General features: G+C 69.1%; 13 protein-coding genes. 6 read left to right on the forward strand and 7 right to left on the reverse strand.

Going from position 1 to position 19,388, the window contains the following annotated elements; genetic code table 11:
* Positions 1 to 114 precede the first annotated feature (114 nt).
* Entirely contained in the window at positions 115 to 1,008 is an 894-nt protein-coding gene (locus AB0C46_RS08165; protein WP_362826658.1) for a D-alanyl-D-alanine carboxypeptidase, read from the forward strand.
* 121 nt (positions 1,009 to 1,129) lie between these two features.
* Here the strand turns inward: AB0C46_RS08165 and AB0C46_RS08170 are convergent, their stop codons facing one another.
* The 3 genes from AB0C46_RS08170 to AB0C46_RS08180 form a co-directional block, all read right to left on the reverse strand.
* Positions 1,130 to 2,827, reverse strand: coding sequence for a BCCT family transporter (locus AB0C46_RS08170; RefSeq protein WP_362826660.1), 1,698 nt, complete (start codon positions 2,825 to 2,827; stop codon positions 1,130 to 1,132).
* A gap of 78 nt (positions 2,828 to 2,905) precedes the next feature.
* Positions 2,906 to 4,198 (reverse strand): M14 family metallocarboxypeptidase, encoded by a 1,293-nt coding sequence (locus AB0C46_RS08175; RefSeq protein WP_362827009.1) that lies wholly within the window; start codon positions 4,196 to 4,198, stop codon positions 2,906 to 2,908.
* Between the two features lie 139 nt (positions 4,199 to 4,337).
* Positions 4,338 to 6,254, reverse strand: a complete 1,917-nt coding sequence (locus tag AB0C46_RS08180) for a Xaa-Pro dipeptidyl-peptidase (protein WP_362827010.1) — start codon at positions 6,252 to 6,254, stop codon at positions 4,338 to 4,340.
* A 355-nt stretch (positions 6,255 to 6,609) separates the two neighbouring features.
* Here AB0C46_RS08180 and AB0C46_RS08185 point away from each other — a divergent pair, with 355 nt between their 5' ends.
* Positions 6,610 to 8,097 (forward strand): M1 family metallopeptidase, encoded by a 1,488-nt coding sequence (locus AB0C46_RS08185; protein WP_362826661.1) that lies wholly within the window; start codon positions 6,610 to 6,612, stop codon positions 8,095 to 8,097.
* Positions 8,098 to 8,164: 67 nt separating this feature from the next.
* Here the strand turns inward: AB0C46_RS08185 and AB0C46_RS08190 are convergent, their stop codons facing one another.
* Complete coding sequence (locus tag AB0C46_RS08190; protein ID WP_362826662.1) at positions 8,165 to 9,016, reverse strand: oxygenase MpaB family protein; 852 nt, start codon at positions 9,014 to 9,016, stop codon at positions 8,165 to 8,167.
* Between the two features lie 721 nt (positions 9,017 to 9,737).
* Here AB0C46_RS08190 and AB0C46_RS08195 point away from each other — a divergent pair.
* From AB0C46_RS08195 to sph, 3 genes are all read left to right on the forward strand, one after another.
* Entirely contained in the window at positions 9,738 to 9,947 is a 210-nt protein-coding gene (locus AB0C46_RS08195) for a hypothetical protein (protein ID WP_362826663.1), read from the forward strand.
* A gap of 34 nt (positions 9,948 to 9,981) precedes the next feature.
* Positions 9,982 to 11,658 (forward strand): hypothetical protein, encoded by a 1,677-nt coding sequence (locus AB0C46_RS08200; protein ID WP_362826665.1) that lies wholly within the window; start codon positions 9,982 to 9,984, stop codon positions 11,656 to 11,658.
* Positions 11,659 to 11,803: 145 nt separating this feature from the next.
* Positions 11,804 to 12,784, forward strand: coding sequence for a sphingomyelin phosphodiesterase (gene sph, locus AB0C46_RS08205; RefSeq protein ID WP_362826666.1), 981 nt, complete (start codon positions 11,804 to 11,806; stop codon positions 12,782 to 12,784).
* 314 nt (positions 12,785 to 13,098) lie between these two features.
* On the opposite strand, the gene AB0C46_RS08210 is transcribed toward sph, so the two are convergent.
* Positions 13,099 to 14,559, reverse strand: a complete 1,461-nt coding sequence (locus AB0C46_RS08210) for an amino acid permease (RefSeq protein ID WP_362826667.1) — start codon at positions 14,557 to 14,559, stop codon at positions 13,099 to 13,101.
* 553 nt (positions 14,560 to 15,112) lie between these two features.
* Here AB0C46_RS08210 and AB0C46_RS08215 point away from each other — a divergent pair.
* Positions 15,113 to 15,874 (forward strand): MerR family transcriptional regulator, encoded by a 762-nt coding sequence (locus AB0C46_RS08215; RefSeq protein ID WP_362826669.1) that lies wholly within the window; start codon positions 15,113 to 15,115, stop codon positions 15,872 to 15,874.
* A gap of 36 nt (positions 15,875 to 15,910) precedes the next feature.
* Here the strand turns inward: AB0C46_RS08215 and AB0C46_RS08220 are convergent, their stop codons facing one another.
* Together AB0C46_RS08220 and AB0C46_RS08225 are read right to left on the reverse strand one after the other, a co-directional pair.
* On the reverse strand, positions 15,911 to 18,091 hold the full coding sequence (locus AB0C46_RS08220) for a 3-hydroxyacyl-CoA dehydrogenase NAD-binding domain-containing protein (protein ID WP_362826671.1): 2,181 nt from the start codon (positions 18,089 to 18,091) through the stop codon (positions 15,911 to 15,913).
* A 34-nt stretch (positions 18,092 to 18,125) separates the two neighbouring features.
* Complete coding sequence (locus AB0C46_RS08225; RefSeq protein ID WP_127153985.1) at positions 18,126 to 19,340, reverse strand: acetyl-CoA C-acetyltransferase; 1,215 nt, start codon at positions 19,338 to 19,340, stop codon at positions 18,126 to 18,128.
* Between the last annotated feature and the right edge of the window lie 48 nt (positions 19,341 to 19,388).

Here is a 19,388-nt window from a genome sequence, read left to right on the forward strand (position 1 = left end):
CGAACGAGCGGAATTTTCCGCCCGGAGCGCGCATCCATTCGCCCGTCTCATGCGTCTCATGAGCAAGCGCCATTCCTATATGGCCGCACTGCAGGGGTATTTGGAGTATCCATTTTGAAAAACGGCATTAAGGGCATTCGTCGCGTATCCGCGGTTGTCGTCACCGCGGGAGCCGTCCTGACCGCCGGGGCAGTCACCGCTCCGGCGCAGGCCGCTACGCTCAAGACCCCCACGATCGCCGCCAAGGGCGGCTTCGTGATGAACAACGGCACGGGGAAGAGTCTCTTCACCAAGGCCGCTGACACCCGCCGCTCCACCGGCTCCACCACCAAGATCATGACGGCACGGGTGGTGCTGGGACAGCCGAACCTCAACCTTGATTCCAAGGTGACGGTCCAGAAGGCGTACAGCGACTACATCGTCGACAACAACTGGGCCTCGTCGGCCCGGCTGATCGTCGGCGACAAGGTCACCGTCCGCCAGCTGCTGTACGGGCTGATGCTCCCGTCCGGCTGCGACGCGGCGTACGCGCTGGCCGACAAGTTCGGCAGCGGCTCCACCCGGGACGCGCGGGTCAAGTCGTTCATCGGCAAGATGAACTCCACGGCCAAGTCGCTCGGCCTGACGAACACGCACTTCGACTCGTTCGACGGCATCGGGAAGGGCGCGAACTACTCGACTCCGCGTGATCTGACCAAGCTCGCCTCCAACGCGATGAAGTACTCCACGTTCCGTACGGTCGTGAAGACGAAGTCGACCACGCAGAAGGCCACGACGAAGAGCGGTGGCTACCGCAACATGTCGTGGACCAACACCAATGCGCTGCTCGGCAGCTACTCGGGCACCCTCGGCATCAAGACGGGCTCCGGCCCGGAGGCCAAGTACTGCCTGGTCTTCGCCGCCACCCGGGGTGGCAAGACGGTCATCGGCACGGTTCTCGCCTCCTCCTCGGTGGAGAACCGCACCGCCGACGCGAAGAAGCTGATGGACTACGGCTTCAAGAAGTAACCGGCCCGGTACAGGCGTGGGGCCTGCTCGCGACCTTCCGGCCGCGAGCAGGCCCCTTCGTCATCGTGCGGCGCCGGACCGGCAACGCACCCGGTCCGCACGGTGACGCACCGGAACCGGCCTAGCTGTCGGCCTTGACTCCGGCGCCGCTGTCCTCGCCGGCACCGTCACCGTCCCCGTTACTGCCGGGACCGATCTGGAACTCGAAGTCACCGTCGTACTGCTCATGGCCCGCGATCACGGCCAGCTCGACGGCTTCCTCACCCTTCTGGCCACGCACGATCAGCGGATCGCTGCGCAGATCGCGCATCAGCGCCCAGCACATGGCGATCATCACGACCATGAAGGGCACCGCGACCAGAATCGTCAGATTCTGGAGTCCGGTCAGGGCATCGCCCGATCCGCCGCCGATCAGCAGCATGATCGCGGCGACCGCACCGGTCACCACCCCCCAGAAGATCACCACAAGCCGGGTCGGCTCGAAGGTGCCCTTCTGCGAGAGCGTGCCCATGACGATGGACGCGGCATCGGCACCGGACACAAAGAAGATGCCGACCAGGACCATCACCAGAATGCTGGTGACTGTGGCGAGCGGGTACTGGTGCAGCACGTCGAAGAGCTGGCCTTCGGGGGTGCTCGACCCGCTGAGCTGCTTGGATTCCTGGAGCTTCATGGCCGAGCCGCCGAACACCGCGAACCACACCAGGCTGACCACGCTCGGCACGAGGATGACCCCGCCGATGAACTGCCGGATCGTCCGGCCGCGGCTGATCCGGGCGATGAACATGCCCACGAAGGGCGTCCAGGAGATCCACCACGCCCAGTAGAAGACCGTCCAGCTGCGCAGCCAGCCACCCACCTCGTCGCCGCTGCTGGCTTCCGTACGTCCCGCCAGCTGCGGCAGCTCGCCGATGAACGAGCCGAGGGAGGTCGGCAGCAGATTGAGGATGAGAATGGTCGGTCCGACGACGAACACAAAGACCGCCAGAATCAGCGCCAGCACCATATTGATGTTGGACAGCATCTGGACGCCCTTGGCGATGCCGGAGACCGCGGACAGGATGAAGGCGATGGTCAGCACGGTGATGACGCCGACCAGCAGGGTGGTGCTCACACTGTCCATCCAGCCCAGCACCTTGATGCCGCTGCCGATCTGCAGCGCGCCGAGCCCCAGCGAGGCCGCCGAGCCGAAGAGGGTGGCGAAGATGGCCAGGATGTCGATGACCCGGCCGCCCCAGCCGTTCGCCCGCCGGGAGCCGATCAGTGGCGTGAACACCGCGCTTATCGTCTGCCGCCTCCCCCGCCGGAAGCAACTGTAAGCAATGGCCAGACCCACCACCGCGTAGATCGCCCACGGGTGCAGCGTCCAGTGGAACAGCGTCGTGGCCATCGCGGTGTCCATCGCCTGGGCGGCGTCCTGGGGATCGGTGCCCGGCGGCGGGGTGGCGAAGTGCCCCAGCGGCTCACTGACGCCGTAGAACATCAGGCCGATGCCCATGCCCGCGCTGAACATCATCGCGACCCATGACACGGTGCGGAATTCGGGCTCCTCGCCCTCCTTGCCGAGAGTGATCCGTCCGTATTTGCTCACTGCAAGCCAGATCGCGAAGATCACGAACGCGGAGGCGGAGAGCACGAACGCCCAGCCCAGATTTTTGATCACCCAGTCCAGCATCGAGGTCGATGCGTTCTTGAGGGATTCGGTGGAGGACGCGCCCCAGGCGATGAAGGCGAGGGTGAGCAGCGCGGTCACTCCGAAGACCACACGGTCGGTCTGTGGGGGCCCATTCTGCTGCGGGCCGTCGGGGAGATCCGTCACGGGTGACGTTCCACCCCCATCTCCGGACTTTCTGTCTGTGTCCGACACGTGTCAACCTTTCAATGGGCCATATTTTCCTTACCCGTTACCCCCTACCACACGACGGCAGACGTTGAGGGGCGTCGCGACCGTAAGGTGATAACCGGCCCGCCGGTCCAACAGCAGCGGAACGAGCTTCCGCAGCGGCTGGCGCAGCGGCACGACGACGCCGTCACGGTCTCGACGCCATATCACTCCATGCCGCACCAGTTCTTCCCTGACCTGGGCAAACTGTCCCTCGTCGAGACGGTAGGCGCAAGGCGGACGGACCAGGATCTGGTCGTCGGTGGCCGGTTCGTTATCCGCGCCGCCGAGGTAGACCGAACCGTGATCTGCGTAGCCCGCGAGCCGGGCGGCAGCGGTGGCCGCCTCGATCCGTGACCGGTGCCGGTCGAAGAAGGTGAAGGCGCCGTCCAAGGCGGCCAGCTGGGAGTCCACCCGGCGCCGGTTGTTGAGTGCGGGGTCGGCCTGCTCGGCGTCGGTGAGCGCATCGACCCGGGTCTCGACGAGCAGTCCGACCGAGCCCTTGACACCCGCGGTGTTGCGCAGGATCCGCTCCTGGCCGTCGCCGGCGACCTGCTTGACGGGGTCACCGGTCTCCGGGTCGGTCCAGATGCCGTAGACGCCGGTGGAGAGGCCCGCCCGGTGGACGGCGGGCCGCACGAAGTCCTGGGCGAGCGCGCCCGCTTCGCGGTGCACCCCGTCCGCGGTGTTGAGATTGCGCGGCCACAGCGTCAGCACGTCCTTCATGTAGTACGGGACCGTGGGGCCGTACTCGTGCAGGTCGTAGATGGTGTCGGGGCGGTAGTCGCGGATGACCGCGGCCATCGCGCGGCCCTCGGCGGTCCGGAGGGCGATGTGGTCGCGGTTGATGTCCGTACCGTCGGCGTTGCCCCGGGTGTCCGCGGCCCGGCCGTCGGGGTTGGCGGTCGGTACGACCAGCACGCTGGTGCGTTCCAGGAAGCGCCGGGTCGCCGCATCCTTGGCGTAGGCGAGATTGCGCACGGTGGTCAGACAGGCCTCGCGCCCGGAGGGCTCGTCACCGTGCTGTGAGCAGATCAGCAGGACGGAGTTGCCGCGGCGGACCTGCGCCGGGCGTTCGGGGGCGGGGGCGCCGATCCGGACGAGCTGCACCGGGCGGCCCTGCCCGGTGGTGCCGATCCGGTCGACCCGTACGCGCGCCGAGCCCCGGTCGACGGCCCTGAGGAAATCCTGTTCCTCGGCCTGGCCGGTCCAGCGGGCGCCATGGCTGGTCTCGAATCCCGTACGGGGCGCGGGGGTTGCGGTGTCGGCGGGAGCGGCCGGCGGGGTCGCGCCGAGGGTGGCCGTCAGCCCGATGGCCAGCGGCACCACGGCGAGGCGGCGGGAGCGGGGTATCACGAGGAGGAGCCTCCCTTGGATGAGCGGTGGAGGTGGGGTGGGGCCGGGTCCGGCCGGGTGGGGCCGCCCGCGGTGGGGCGGCCCCGGGCGGTCATCCCACGGCCGGCAGCCGGCTGATCGAGCGCGGCGGGGCGATGCCGTCCAGCGGTGCCGCCCCGTCCGGATGCCGCGGTGCGCCTGCGGTGGCCCGTACGAAGGCCGGTGCGCCGCCGGTCAGCGGCAGTGCGGCGGAGGTGCGGGACAGGTCGAGGGTGAGCTTCGGCGTGGACGCGGGCGGGTCGATCAGACCGGCGTCGGTGCCGGCCACGATGAGCGCGAGCCGGTGCCCGGCGGGCACCACATGATCGCTCGCGGCCAGGTCCAGGGTGAGGGTGTAGGGCTTGCCGGGGGTGAGCGGGCGGCCCTTGTGGGCGTCGGCATAGTTGCCGAGGTCGGCCCAGCCGCGGCTGAAGACGGTGTGGGCGACCTTCTGGGTGTCGGCCGCGGTCTCCTTGAAGCAGCCGGTGTCGCCCGTGGTTCCGGCGCCCCAGCAGGTGCGCCGGTCGAGGGTGGTGATGCCCTCGCCGTCGGCCGCGTAGTTGCGGATGGTGTCGGGGCCGAGGTCGACCAGGACGGCGGAGAGATGGGCGGTCGAGGTGCTCGGGGTGACGGTCACGGTCACCGTGCCGGAGCCGGACAGCCGCAGCGGCGCGCGCAGCGGTCCGGTGCGGAACCCGGCCTTGGCGGCTGTCGGGGCATCGATCCGGGCCGCCCAGTCGGCCTCACTCAGCTTCGGGTCGTCGGTGAAGGTCTCGGTCGCGCCCTGCGGCGCCTTACGGGTCCCCAGCACACCGACGCCGGGCGCGGTGCCGCCGCGCGGCCGCAGCGTGGTGGGCGCGGTGCCGGGAGCGGGCCACTGCGGGTCGGTGGACCACTTGCCGGGCGCGCGCTCGATATCGGCCACCGGGGTGCGCTCGATGCCGTTGTCGTAGCCCAGCAAATAGTGGTCGAACCAGCGGTGCAGGGTCTTGACCCATGCGCCCCGCCGGTAGTCGAAGGGGTCGACGTGCCCGGTCTGGGAGAGCCAGATCTTGCGCTCGACGCCGTGCCGGGCGAGCGCGTCCCACCACTGTCCGGCGTGCCGGGTCCGGACGTTGAGGTCCTGCATGCCGTGCACCATGAGGACACTGGCGCGGACCTTGCCCGCGTTGCGGACGTAGTCGCGCTCGCTCCACAGACCGGTCCAGTCGCCGGTACGGGGCGCGCCGTCGGCGAGCTTCTTCTGCACGGCGGCGCAGCGCTTGCGCGCCTCGGGACTGTCGACCGCGTCGGCGAGGGAGTCGGGGCCCGAGTCGTAGAGCGGGGCGCCCTTGGCGAAGTAGTAGTCGTACCAGGAGGAGATGCCGGCGATCGGGACGATGGTCTTCAGCCCCTTGACGCCGGTGGCCGCGACGCCGTTGGCGATGGTGGCGTCCCAGCTCTTGCCGATCATTCCGGTGCTGCCGTTGGACCAGCCGGCCGTGACGGGTTCACCTCCCGTCCGGGCGGTGTAGGCGCGGCCCCTGCCGCCGAGCCAGTCGACGACGGCCCTGGCGGACCGGATGTCGGAGCGGCCGCCGACGTCGACGCAGCCGTCCGAGCGGTTGGTGCCCGCGAGGTCGACCAGGACCGTCGCATAGCCGCGCGGCACAAAGTAGTTGTCGTAGTAGAGCGGGAATCCGACCGGCCTGCCCCGGTCGTCGTAGGTCTTCTTCTGGCTCTCGTTACCGCGCCCGCAGCAGGAGTAGTAAGGACTGGCGTCCATGATCACGGGGATCCGCCGGCCCTGTTGTGCGGGTTCGGCGGGCCGCACGATGTCGACGGCGACGCGGTCGGTTCTCCCGTCCGCGTCGCCGTCCAGCCGTGTGTCCACCCAGACCGATTCGCGTATCGCGCGGTCGTAGGAGTAGACGGGTCTGCTCTCACCGGGCGCCGCCTGCGCGGCGGCCGGCCCGATCAGGGCGGACAGCAGGGCGGCGACGGCTGCCATCACGAGCGCTGTGAAGGGGATGCGGGGGATCCGCGCAGGATTCGTCACGGGCGGACGGTAGCGCGGCTCAACTCCCCTGCGTAAGAGCGTGTCCGGGCACCACGGGCCCGCCGAGGTCCGAAAAAAGATCCATGGGTCGCTTTTGTGCCGCGCGGGCGGTCCGGAATCTTCCGCCGTGACCGCGGCGCCATCCGCTGCGGGCCGTGGCGGACGGGGACGGCGGCGCGTGGCGGGCCGGAGGGACGGATGGTGGTTCATGTCGGTCATGTGTCAGATCGGGCCATGTACATGACGCTGACCCGGCGCAGTACATAGGGTCTGAACAGAGCCATCCCCCCTACGAGTTGGAGGACTCGTGCGTCACAGACTCCTCGTCCCCGGCGCGGCCGCACTCAGCCTGCTGATGGCGATCCCAGCCTCCGCGGCCGACTTCACACCGGGCGCTCCGGGTGTGGGCGACACCTACTACCCCGAGAGCGGAAACGGCGGATACGACGTTTCCCACTACGACCTGCGACTCAAGTACCAGCCGAAGACGGACCTGCTGGAGGGCACGGCCACGCTGCTGGCCACCACCACCCAGGATCTCTCCCGCTTCAACCTGGACTTCGGCCTCAAGGTCAGTGAGATCCGGATCAACGGCAAGAAGGCCTCCTTCGCCACGTCCGGCAAGCACGAGCTGGAGGTCACTCCGGCCACGCCGCTGGAGAAGGGCAAGCAGATCAGCGTCGTGGTCCGCTACGCGGGCAAGCCCTCCGAGCTCAAAATAGACGGCTACAGCGCCTGGGCCCGTACGCCGGACGGCGGTGTGGTGGCGCAGGAACCGGACGCCGCCGTGTGGTGGTTCCCGAGCAACGACCACCCCACCGACAAGGCGACCTACGACATCTCGGTGGCGGTCCCGGACGGCACCCAGGCACTGAGCAACGGGGTGCTGGCCTCGCAGTCCTCCAAGCTGGGCTGGACGCGCTACAACTGGCGCTCGGACAAGCCGCAGGCGACCTATCTGACGACGCTGGCCGTCGGCAAGTTCGACATCACCACCGACAAGACCGCGAACGGCCTGCCGGTCCTCAACGCCGTCAGCAAGGACCTCGGCGCGAACGAGGGCTCGGCGAAGGCGAGCATCGAGCGCACCACCGAGATCACCGAGTGGCTGGAGAGCGTCTTCGGCGCCTACCCGTTCAGCGCGGTGGGCGGCTACGTCCCGAACGTGCCGGCCGGATACGCCCTGGAGACCCAGACCCGCCCGTTCTACGGCAAGAAGGCCTTCGACCGCGGCACGAACGTGTCCGTCGTGGTGCACGAACTGGCGCACCAGTGGTACGGCGACAGCGTCTCGCTGAAGGACTGGAAGGACATCTGGATCAACGAGGGCTTCGCCGCCTACAGCCAGTGGCTGTGGTCGGAGAAGGAGGGCGAGGGCACCGCCCAGGAGCTGGCGGACTATGTCTACGCCCAGCACCCGGCCGACGACCCCTTCTGGAAGGTCAAGCCGGGCAACCCGGGCGCGGAGAACCAGTTCGACGGCGCGGTCTACGACCGTGGCGCGCTGACCCTCCAGGCGCTCCGCAACAAGGTCGGCGACAAGGTCTTCTTCGGCCTCCTCAAGTCCTGGCCGACGGAGAACAAGTACGGCAACGCGTCGGTGGCCGACTTCGTGAAGTTCGCCGAGAAGAAGTCCGGCAAGCAGCTGTCCGGCTTCTTCGACACCTGGCTCTTCCAGCCGTCCAAGCCCACGGCGGGCGCGGCCAAGCAGGCCCTCGGCGCCCGTCAGACGCCGGTCGCCGAGCCTAAATCGTGGAAGCAGATCGCGGCGACGCACGACGTGCACGGGCACTGAGCCGGTGCGCGGACGCTGAACGGGACGGAGCCGGGGCACCCCCCGGCTCCGTACGCGCGCCGCGTCGTCACCCGCGCGCCGCCTCCCGGGCCCGGCGCGCGATCGGCATGTACCGCAGCCGCTCCGGGAGCACCGGCACCACGGCGCGGACGACCCGTCCGAGACGTCGCAGCCTGCGCTCCTGGGCGTCCGTCCACTCCAGCCCGATGGCCTGCCGGGCCTCCGGCGGCATCAGCCCGATCGTGACGAAGCGCCGGACGCGGGCGAACCGTGGGCGCAGCCACGGCCAGGACAGCCGGAGGAGCAGCCGCAGCCATCGCGGACCGCGGTCGGGAGCCGGCAACGGCGGGTCGGTCGCCAGCAACTCCCTGACCACGACGGTCTCTTCGAGTTCGTTGTCGAGGACCTTCTGGTAGTACGGCCAGAACTCCTCGATGGTCTGCGGCATATCGCGGTCATGGATCCCCAGGACCCGGCCGACCTGGAGCCACTCCGCATACAGCTGCCGCTCCTGCGCCTCGGTGAAGGGGCGGCCGAGATAGTGCTGCGCGTGACGGAAGACGGGGTAGCCGGTGGCGTGCACCCAGGCGTAGTAGGCGGGGGTGAGCGCATGGTAGGCGCGGCCGTGCGCGTCGGTCCCCTGGATGGTCCGGTGCAGCGCTCGCAGCCGGCGCCCCTCCGCTGCGGCGGCCTCCCCTCCGTACACCCACAATTGCAGCGAGGTCAGCGACCGCTCACCGCGCCCCCAGGGGTCCGTACGGAACACGGAGTGGTCGTCCACACCGGCGCCCACCGCCGGGTGGGCAACCTGCATGGCCAGTGCGGGCGGCAGCGTCAGCAGCATGCGGATGTCCCCGGCCAGCGACCAGAGCACACCTCCGACCGGCGGGGGTTCTGGGTCATTTTTTACCGCATTCATGGTATTAATCATCATACGGTGACTCTCCGCGATCGACGGACGCGGGGTCCCCTCCGCACCGCCGTCCGCCTGCCCGCCCGCCCGGCGCGCCGGAACAGGCCCCACGGCGGTCCACGGCGGCGGCACCGGCCGGCACGCACACCGATCCGGCGAAATCCCGCAGCCGGCACCACCACTTCCCGGCCGCCTCGGGCCGAGGCGCACACGCAGCGCGGGCGCATCGGCGGCTTCCGCGGGCGAGCCGACTCCTCAACACCTCTGCGGCATCGCCCCACCGGGCCCGGACTGATGCAAAAGCCAGAGGCCCTGGGCCGGGAGGATACCGAAAGCAGCTGTGCGGGCACGCGAGTTGGACGCGGACGGGTGCAAGCAGACAGGCGCAAGGGGTTCGGCACCACTGACAGGCATCAGCGACGGGCCGCTCGCCGCTTGATTCGCCGCTTGATTCACCCCTTGTGGCACGGCCTCTGGATTCCGGCCCGCCGAGCAGGGCGGCGAAGTATACGTCGCCACTCGACACCCGTCCGTGCGACATCACCCCACCAAAACCACCTTGACCCCATAGTCGACATTCACCTTCAAGAGTGGTTTTCCCGCGAGATAAACCCCTGAGCTGGGGCGATCAAATCCCCACTTTTCCCATCAGGCGCGGATAGTGACAAGTAGGTCACGGAACGCGACACTCGCACTGTCCTTCCAAACCACCCAAAAGGAGCAACCCATGTCCTGCCCTCCCCCTCCGGTTGATGCCCGCAAGGCTCTCGACTTTCTGAGGACCAGCGGACTCGTCGACCTCAGCGTTCCGCTCTCGCGGGTCGTCGACCAGGTCAGCCAGCTCGACGACGTGGCCGGCTACGTGCTCGCCTGGGAGCGCTACGTCCTCGTGGTCGCCAACCAGGTCGCGGACGACGACTCCGCTGCGGGCAACTGATCCATAGACCGCGCCGATCGCCGGGAGGCATTCCATGAACACGACGCAACCCGGTGACGGCTCGTCACAAAGGCGCGCGGTGGAGTCCCGGGCAGTCGCCTGGCTCGCTGCGCGCCGCACTCTGATCGACCCGGCCGAAGCCGCCACGGACCGGGTGCTGTTCGCCCGCAAGGCCCTCATCGAAACCGCGTTCCTCGTGGGACTGCGGGCGCGCCTCGCCCCGGAACCACTGGACGGCGACTACGCCGACCTCCTCGACCAGGTCGAGGGGATCGCGGCCCGCCCCTCCTACCGGGAACTGATCGCCCGGGACGAAGCCGCCCTCCTGCTGTACGCGGGAACCTATGCGGCACTCCGACTCTGCGGACGCGAGGACCCGGAATTCCGGCAACTGCTCACTCAGGCCGCGGCCGGCGGATACGCGGCGGCCTTCGAGCGGATTCCGTACCGGCAGCTCGATCTGCTGCACACCCTGGAGCTGTGCGGCGTCCCGCACACCCTGCCGGCCATGGACGACGTCCTGCCGTTCACCCTGCTCTGCCAGCGCCCGAATGTCATCAAGCTCAGCGATCGCGATATCTACGCCCTCACCCACACGATCTTCTACGCCACGGATTTCGGTCTCCGTGAGCCCCGCTGGCCCCGGGACTTCGATCCGGGCGCGGCGGTGGAACTGCTCGAAGCGCTCCTGGTGCTCACCCTCGGCCAGCAGAATGCCGACCTGGTGGGGGAGCTTCTGTGCTGCCTGCTATGCCTCGGGGTGAGGGACTCCGGGGAAGCCCGCCGGGCATGGGAGTTCCTCACGGCGGTGCAAGAGGCGGACGGGCGGGTCAACGGGCCGGCCGGTGTGGTCCACCCCGGACTCGCCGACGGCGACGACGCGTACCGGCACTGGGCCACCGGCTACCACACCACCATCGTCGCGGCCCTGGCCGCGCTCCTGGACCGCAGTCCCAGGGTGGTGCGGAGGCCCCGGCCGTCCGCGCCGACGCCCCGCCCGGCCGTGGAGCAGCCGCTACGGCGGGCCGTGGTGTGGCTGGCAGACACGAGTGGGCGCCACGCCCCGGCCACGTCCCTGCCCGCCGCGGCGGCCGTCGCGCATGCGGCCGAGGCCCTGGCGGAACCCGAGCTCGCCCGCCCCCTGCTCCTCGATTTCTCCGCCCGTCTCGCGGACGCGGACGCGGAAGTATGGCAGGGGCACGGGATGGAGGTCGTCGGTGAATTCGCGCACGGGCTGCGGGCTCACGGGATCACCTGCGCCTCACTCGACCTGTTTCTCAAGTCCACCGTCGCCGCCGTCGAACTCCTGGACCGGGTGCCGCCGCAGGCAGTGCACAACGTCCGGCGCCTCGTCGGTCTGGGGCTGCTCACCCCGCAGCGTGCGGCCGCGCTGACCGGTGGAGCCGATGCGCCGCACCCGGCGCCGGAGACGGCCGCCGCCGACCTGCCCGGCGCCTGGAAGAACTACCACCTGGGGCATCTCGCCGGCTTCGTCCGGGACTCGGCTCGCGCCGGGCGGGCGCAGCACCGCATCACCCGCGACACCGTCTCCTTCCTTCTCACCCAGCAGAGTTCCTGCGGCGCGTTCGGCCGCCCGGCCTGCGACGATCCGTCGACCCGCGAACGGACGATGATGTCCTGGACCCAGAGCGCCGTCACCGCCCTGGCCGCCGTACACACGGCCTGCGGCGCGGTCCGCACAGGCCCGTAGCCCTGCCCTGACCCGGGGCACCGGCCTCTTCAACAAAAGCTTCGGTCCGTCAATCTCGCGCCCACCAGACGGTTACCTGGAAGTAACCTCAGCTGCTTGGATAAGCGACGCTGGTTCATGTCCCCACCCCCCACAGGGAGATTCAGTGTCGCACTCAGCGCTGCGCAAGCCCCGGATCGCCGCCCTCGCCACGGCCCTCGCCGCGGTCACGGTGGCGACCGCGGCCCCCTCCGCGTCAGCCGCCGCCACCCCCCAATTGAAGGTGCTCAGCTACAACGTCTTCCTCATGAGCAAGAACCTCTATCCCAACTGGGGTCAGGACCACCGCGCCCAGGCGATCGCGGCCGCGGACTTCTTCCAGGGCCAGGACGTTGTCGTGCTCCAGGAAGCGTTCGACAACTCCTCCTCCGAGGCGCTGAAGTCCCGGGCCGCCGCGCAGTATCCGCACCAGACTCCGGTGATGGGCCGGAGCCGGAGCGGCTGGGACGCCACCGGCGGCGCCTACTCCGCCGTGACCCCGGAGGACGGTGGGGTCACGGTGCTGAGCAAGTGGCCGATCCTGCGCAAGGAGCAGTACGTCTACAAGGACGCCTGCGGTGCGGACGACCTCTCCAACAAGGGCTTCGTTTATGCCGTGTTGGATGCCAACGGCACCAAGGTGCATGTGGTCGGCACCCACACCCAGTCCACCGACCCGGGCTGCGCGGCGGGCGAGGCGGCGGGTGACCGCGCCAAGCAACTCAAGGAGATGGACGCCTTCCTGGACGCCAAGAACATCCCGGCGGACGAGGCGGTGATGGTCGCCGGCGATCTGAACGTCGACTCCCACAGCGCCGAGTACGACGCGCTGCTCGGCAATGCCGACCTGGCGCCCGCCGACAGCCGCACGGGCCACCCCTACTCCTTCGACACCCAGGAGAACTCCATAGCGAAGTACCGCTACCCGGACGACCCCCGCGAGGACCTGGACTACGTCCTGTACCGCAACGGCCACGCCCGTCCCGCCGGCTGGCGGAACACCGTGACCAAGGAGGAGTCGGCGCCCTGGACGGTCTCCAGCTGGGGCAAGGACTACACGTACACCAATCTCTCGGACCATTACCCCGTCACAGGTACCGTCGGCTAGTAGCCCCTGAGGCCGCACCGGGCCGGGTTGCGGCCGTTCGTCGTCCGGCGGCGCGTCAAGTTCCGTCTTCCGCAGCTCGGCGCGCCGCCCGGGGATCGTGGTGCTTGGCGACGGCGCTCTCGCTGATGTGCAGGCCGCCGGCGATGGCGGCGTTGGACCTGCCCTCGGCCGGGTTCATCGGGCCGGGCCTCCGGGCCCGCCGCCCGCCGGAGCCGACGAGGCGAAAGGGCGGTCGCGGAAGCCTTCCGGCTTCCTCGACCGCCCTTGATGACGCAGGCGTCCGCTGGTGCGTGACTACGTCAACCGCTGCGTGACTACTTCGACAGCTCGCGTTCCGCGGCGATCCGGCTCACCCGGCCGCGCACCGCGAACCAGCCGCCGACCAGCGCGATGGCGAGGACCGGGATCAGCATCACGGTCTGCCGGCCGACACCGTCGTCGAACCACATCAGGACGATGACGCCGAGCAGGAAGGCGATGGTGACGATATCGGTGACCGGCGTGCCGGGGAGCCGGAAGCGCGGGCGGTCGACCAGGCCTTCCTTCGACCGGCGCACGAACACCATGTGGCAGACCATGATCGTGCACCAGGTGCTGATGATGCCCAGCGCCGCGATGTTCAGCACGATCTCGAAGGCCTCGCCCGGCATGACGTAGTTGAGCCCGACACCCAGCACACACACCGCGGAGGTGAGCATGATGCCGCCGTACGGCACCTGGTTGCGGTTCATCAGGCCCGCGAACCTGGGCGCGGAGCCCGCCATCGACATGGAGCGCAGAATGCGGCCGGTCGAGTAGAGCCCGGAGTTCAGACTGGACATCGCCGCGGTCAGCACCACGAGGTTCATGACGTCGCCCGCCGCCGGCACACCGACGTTGGACAGCACCGTGACGAAGGGGCTCTCGCCGCCGACGTACTTGTTCCACGGCAGCAGCATCGCGAGCAGGATCACCGAGCCGACGTAGAAGACGCCCACCCGCCACATGATGGAGTTGACGGCCTTCGGCACGACCTTCTCCGGCTCGTCGGTCTCACCGGCGGTCACACCGACCAGCTCCACCGCGGAGTAGGCGAAGACCACGCCCTGGAGCACGATCACCACGGGCAGCAGACCGGTCGGGAAGAGCCCGCCGTGGTCGGTGAGCAGATCCAGCCCTGGTGTGTGCCCGCCGACCGGGTGCTGGGTGGCCAGCAGGAAGATGCCGATGAGCATGAACGCGACCAGCGCCGCGACCTTGATGATCGCGAACCAGAACTCCAGCTCACCGAAGATCTTCACCGAGATCAGGTTCACGGTCAGCACGACCGCGAGCGCGATGAGCGCCATGACCCACTGCGGGATATCGGTGAACAGGCTCCAGTAGTGGGTGTAAAGGGCGATCGCCGTGATGTCGGCGATACCGGTCGTCGACCAGTTGACGACGTACATCCAGCCGGCGACGTAGGCGCCCTTCTCCCCCAGGAACTCACGGGCGTAGGAGACGAACGAACCGGACGACGGTCGGTGCAGCACCAGCTCGCCCAGGGCCCGGACGACGAAGAAGGCGAACATGCCGCAGACCGCGTAGGCGATGGCCAGCGCGGGTCCGGCGGAGTGCAGTCGGCCACCGGCGCCCAGGAAGAGGCCGGTACCGATCGCTCCACCGATGGCGATCATGTTCACATGCCGGCCCTTGAGGCCCTTGCTATAGCCCGCGTCGCCCGCATCCTGCTGCGTGCCGCGCCCCCCGTCAGGTGACCTGTGGGCTGTCTCGGTGACGGTTTCTGTGCTCACTGGTGGTGCATCTCGCTTTCGGGCAGGCGCTGAAGCCATGGCCTGGAAGTCCCGCGGATCACGCGGACGGCCGACGGCACACCTTCCCTGAAGAGGGCTCCCCCGTCTGTGGGCAAGATCACAGCGTGTATAGGCCATCCAAGATTTGTCCGTATTTCTAGTGAATTTCCCGGCCTCACAATTTCAAGGAGGGCCTCAGTTCATCCGATTCCGGACGCCACTCCTCGGCCGGCAAGGAGAACTTCTTGACGTGTTCCGATCGGCTGCGACGCGCGTTTGCCTCCGCGACAGCGCGCTCCACTTCGGCCCGCACGTCGGGATGGTCACAGGACCGACCGGAATGCACCGGGGCGAGGTCGCTGAGCCGGTATTCGGGGCGGTTGCCCTTTATGAGGGGCACGACCTGGTGATGAGGAGCACGATCTCGCTGTGTCGTACGCCGAGCGAGCGGAAACCGGCGGATGGTGCTCGGGGCCCAGCGGCAGCGCTGCGCACAGGGGGAAGAGGGTTCAGGAGGTTTCACACAAGTGGTGAGACAGCAATACTGTTGAACATGATGGAGCCCGCCACCCCCGACCTGACGGTCGACGAACTGGCCGCCCGCGCCGGCGTCACGGTCCGCACGATCCGCTTCTACAGCACACGTGGTCTGCTGCCACCGCCGGAGATCGGTCCCCGCCGGGTCGGCCGCTACGGACCGGACCACCTCTCGCGGCTCGCCCTCATCGAGGAGCTCCAGCACCAGGGCCTGACGCTGTCCGCGATCGAACGCTATCTGGAGCAGCTGCCGCCCGATCTGAGCGCCCAGGATCTGGCCATCCACCGGGCGCTGGTGGCGAGTTGGATCCCGGACAAGGCCGAGGACGCCACCCGGGACCAGCTGGAGCGGCGGGTCGGCAGGGCGCTGACGGAGGAGGATCTGGACCGGCTGGCGGCCATGAGTGTGCTCGTACGGACCGATGATCCCCGGGTCTTCCGCGTCGACCCGGGGCTGCTGCACCTGGGCACCCGGCTGCTGGACGTCCCGATCTCCCTGGAGACCATCCTCGCGGCGCGCAGCGTCGTCATCGAGCACACCCGCTCGGCGGCCCGGGAGCTGAGCCGGCTCTTCAAGGACGAGGTGTGGGAGCCGAACCGGGGCGGCGGGCCGGACGAGGACGAGATGGCGCGGATGAAGTCGCTCTCGGCCCATATGCAGCCGATGGTGGTACAGGCACTGGTGACCGCCTTCCAGCGGTCGATGAAGCAGGAGCTGCGGGAGTCGTTCGGCATGGAGGGCGACCGGAGCCACGGGAGCCGCACCCCCGAGGGGTGACGGGGGCGGGCCGCCGGGGCCCGCCCCCCTGACCGGTCAGTCGCTGAACTTCTCGCCCTTCTCGGCCTTTTCGACCAGCAGCGCGGACGGCGCAAACCGGTCTCCGTAGGCTTCCTGCAGCTCACGGGCGCGGGCCACGAAGCCGGGCAGACCACCTTCGTAGCCGTTGATGTACTGGATCACGCCGCCGGTCCAGCCCGGGAAGCCGATGCCGAGGATGGAGCCGATGTTGGCGTCCGCGACGGAGGTGAGCACGCCCTCCTCGAAGCAGCGGACGGTGTCCAGCGCCTCGGAGAAGAGCATCCGCTCCTGCATGTCGATGAACGGGACGGCGGCGTCCTTCTGGGCGAAGTGCTCGCGCAGCCCCGGCCACAGACCGGTGCGCTTGCCGTCCTCGCCGTACTCGTAGAAGCCCCCGCCACCACTGCGGCCGGGCCGGCCGAACTCGTCGACCATCCGGTCGATGACCGCGTCGGCCGGGTGCGGCTGCCAGCTGCCGCCGGACTCCTCGACCGCCCGCTTGGTCTCCTCGCGGATCTTGCGCGGCAGGGTGAGGGTCAGCTCGTCCATCAGGGACAGCACCTTGGCCGGGTAGCCGGCCTGGGCGGCGGCCTGCTCGACGGAGACCGGGTCGAGGCCCTCCCCGATCATCGCCACACCTTCGTTGATGAAGTGGCCGATGACGCGGGAGGTGAAGAAGCCGCGTGAGTCATTGACGACGATCGGGGTCTTCTTGATCTGGCGGACCAGGTCGAAGGCGCGGGCCAGCGCCTCGTCACCGGTCCGCTCGCCCTTGATGATCTCCACCAGCGGCATCTTGTCGACCGGTGAGAAGAAGTGCAGCCCGATGAAGTCCTGGTCGCGCTCGACGCCCTCGGACAACAGCGTGATGGGCAGCGTGGAGGTGTTGGAGCACAGCAGCGCGTCAGGCGCGACGATGTGCTGGATCTCCTTGAAGACCTTGTGCTTGAGGCCCACGTCCTCGAAGACCGCCTCGATGACGGCGTCGCAGCCCGCGAGATCCGTCGGCTCGGCCGTGGGCGTGATGCGCGCCAGCAGCTCATCGCGCTGCCGCTCGGTCGTACGGCCGCGGGAGAGCGCCTTGTCGAGCAGGCCTTCGGAGTACGCCTTGCCCTTCTGCGCCGCCTCCAGGGAGACGTCCTTGAGGACGACCTGCATCCCGGCCTTGGCGCAGGAGTAGGCGATGCCCGCGCCCATCATGCCGGCGCCGAGGACCGCGACCTTCTCGACCGTGCGGGGCTCGATGCCCTTGGGGCGGTTGGCGCCGGAGTTGACGGCCTGCAGATCGAAGAAGAACGCCTGGATCATGTTCTTGGAGATCTGGCCGGTCACCAGCTCGACGAAGTAGCGCGCCTCGATGGTCTGCGCGGTCTCGAAGTCGACCTGGGAGCCCTCCACCGCCGCGGCGAGGATGTTGCGCGGGGCCGGGTAGGGGGCGCCGTTGAGCTGCTTCTTGAGGTTGGCGGGGAACGCCGGGAGGTTGGCCGCGAACTTCGGCTGGGCCGGGGTGCCGCCGGGGATGCGGTAGCCCTTGACGTCCCAGGGCTGCTGGGATTCGGGATGCTCCTCGATGAAGGCGCGGGCCTGGGCGAGCAGTTCCTCGGGGGTGGCCGCGACCTCATGGATCAGGCCGGCGTCCTTGGCGCGGGTGGCGTTGTACTGGGTGCCCTGGAGCAGCACCTTCAGCAGCGCGTCGGCGATGCCGAGCAGCCGCACCGTACGGGTGACGCCGCCGCCGGCCGGCAGCAGACCGAGGGTGACCTCGGGCAGCCCGATCCTGGTACCGGGGGTGTCGAGGGCGATGCGGTGGTGGCAGGCCAGCGCGATCTCGTAACCGCCGCCCAGCGCCGCGCCGTTGATCGCGGCGACGACGGGCTTGCCGAGGGTCTCGATGCGCCGCAGATCGCGCTTGATGCCGTTGCCCGCCTCGAATGCCTGCTGGGCCTTGTCGGGGGTGACGGCGATCAGATCGCGCAGGTCGCCGCCGGCGAAGAAGGTCTTCTTGGCGGAGGTGAAGATGATGCCGCGGACGCTGTCCTTCTCGGCCTCCAGGCGGTCGGCGACCGCGGTCAGGGAGGCCTTGAAGGCGTTGTTCATGGTGTTGGCGGACTGGTCGGGGTCGTCCAGGACCAGGGTGACGATGCCGGTCTCGTCCTGTTCCCAGCGGATGGTCGATGACGCAGGGGACTCGCTCACTGTGGCTTCTCCGTAAGGGGGATGGGACGGGCGGTCAGAGGCGCTCGATGACGGTGGCGATGCCCATACCGCCGCCGACACAGAGGGTGGCCAGGCCGTAGCGCTTGTCCTGCCGCTCCAGCTCGTCGATCAGAGTGCCGAGGATCATCGCGCCGGTGGCACCGAGGGGGTGTCCCAGCGCGATGGCGCCGCCGTTGACATTGACCTTGTCCAGACTCAGGCCCATGTCCTTGACGAAGCGCAGCACGACGGCCGCGAAGGCCTCGTTGATCTCGACGAGGTCGATGTCGTCGATGGTCAGCCCGGCCTTGGCGAGGGCCTTACGGCTGGCGGGCGCCGGGCCGGTGAGCATGATCGTGGGCTCGGAGCCGGAGACCGCGGCGGAGATGATGCGGGCCCGCGGGGTCAGGCCGTAGCGCTCGCCGACCTCCTTGGAGCCGATGGCGACGAGCGCCGCGCCGTCCACGATGCCGGAGGAGTTGCCGGCGTGATGGACATGGTCGATCTTCTCGACCCAGTGGTACTTCTGCAGGGCGACCGCGTCAAAGCCACCCGCGTCGCCGATGGTGGCGAAGGACGGCTTGAGGCCCCCCAGGGAGTCGGCGGTGGTGCCGGGGCGCATGTGCTCGTCGTGGTCGAGGACCACCAGACCATTGCGGTCGCGGACCGGGACGACGGAGCGCTCGAAGCGGCCGTCCTTCCATGCCTCGGCAGCGCGCTCCTGGGAGAGCGCGGCGAATTCGTCGACATCGCGCCGGGTGTAGCCCTCGATGGTGGCGATCAGGTCGGCGCCAATGCCCTGCGGGACGAAGCCGGTGTCGAAGTTGGTCATCGGGTCGGCGAACCAGGCGCCGCCGTCCGAGGCCATCGGGACCCGCGACATGGATTCGACGCCGCCCGCCAGGACCAGGTCCTCCCAGCCCGAACGCACCTTGGCGGCGGCCATGTTGACGGCCTCCAGGCCCGAGGCACAGAAGCGGTTCTCCTGTACGCCGGCGACGGTGTCGGGCAGCCCGGCGGCGATCGCCGCGATCCGGGCGATGTCGGAGCCCTGGTCGCCGACCGGTCCGACGACGCCGAGCACGATGTCGTCGACGGCGGCCGGATCGAGTCCGGGGAAGCGGCGGCGTACCTCGTGGATCAGGCCGACGACCAGGTCGATCGGCTTGGTGCCGTGCAGTGCTCCATTGGCCTTGCCGCGGCCGCGCGGGGTGCGGATCGCGTCGTATACGTACGCTTCGGTACTCAAGTCAACAAGCCTTTCGCATGAGGTGGAGGCAGGGGCAGCGGGTGGGAC

The organism is Streptomyces sp. NPDC048637 (genome assembly GCF_040650675.1).
In the GTDB taxonomy this organism is placed as follows: domain Bacteria; phylum Actinomycetota; class Actinomycetes; order Streptomycetales; family Streptomycetaceae; genus Streptomyces.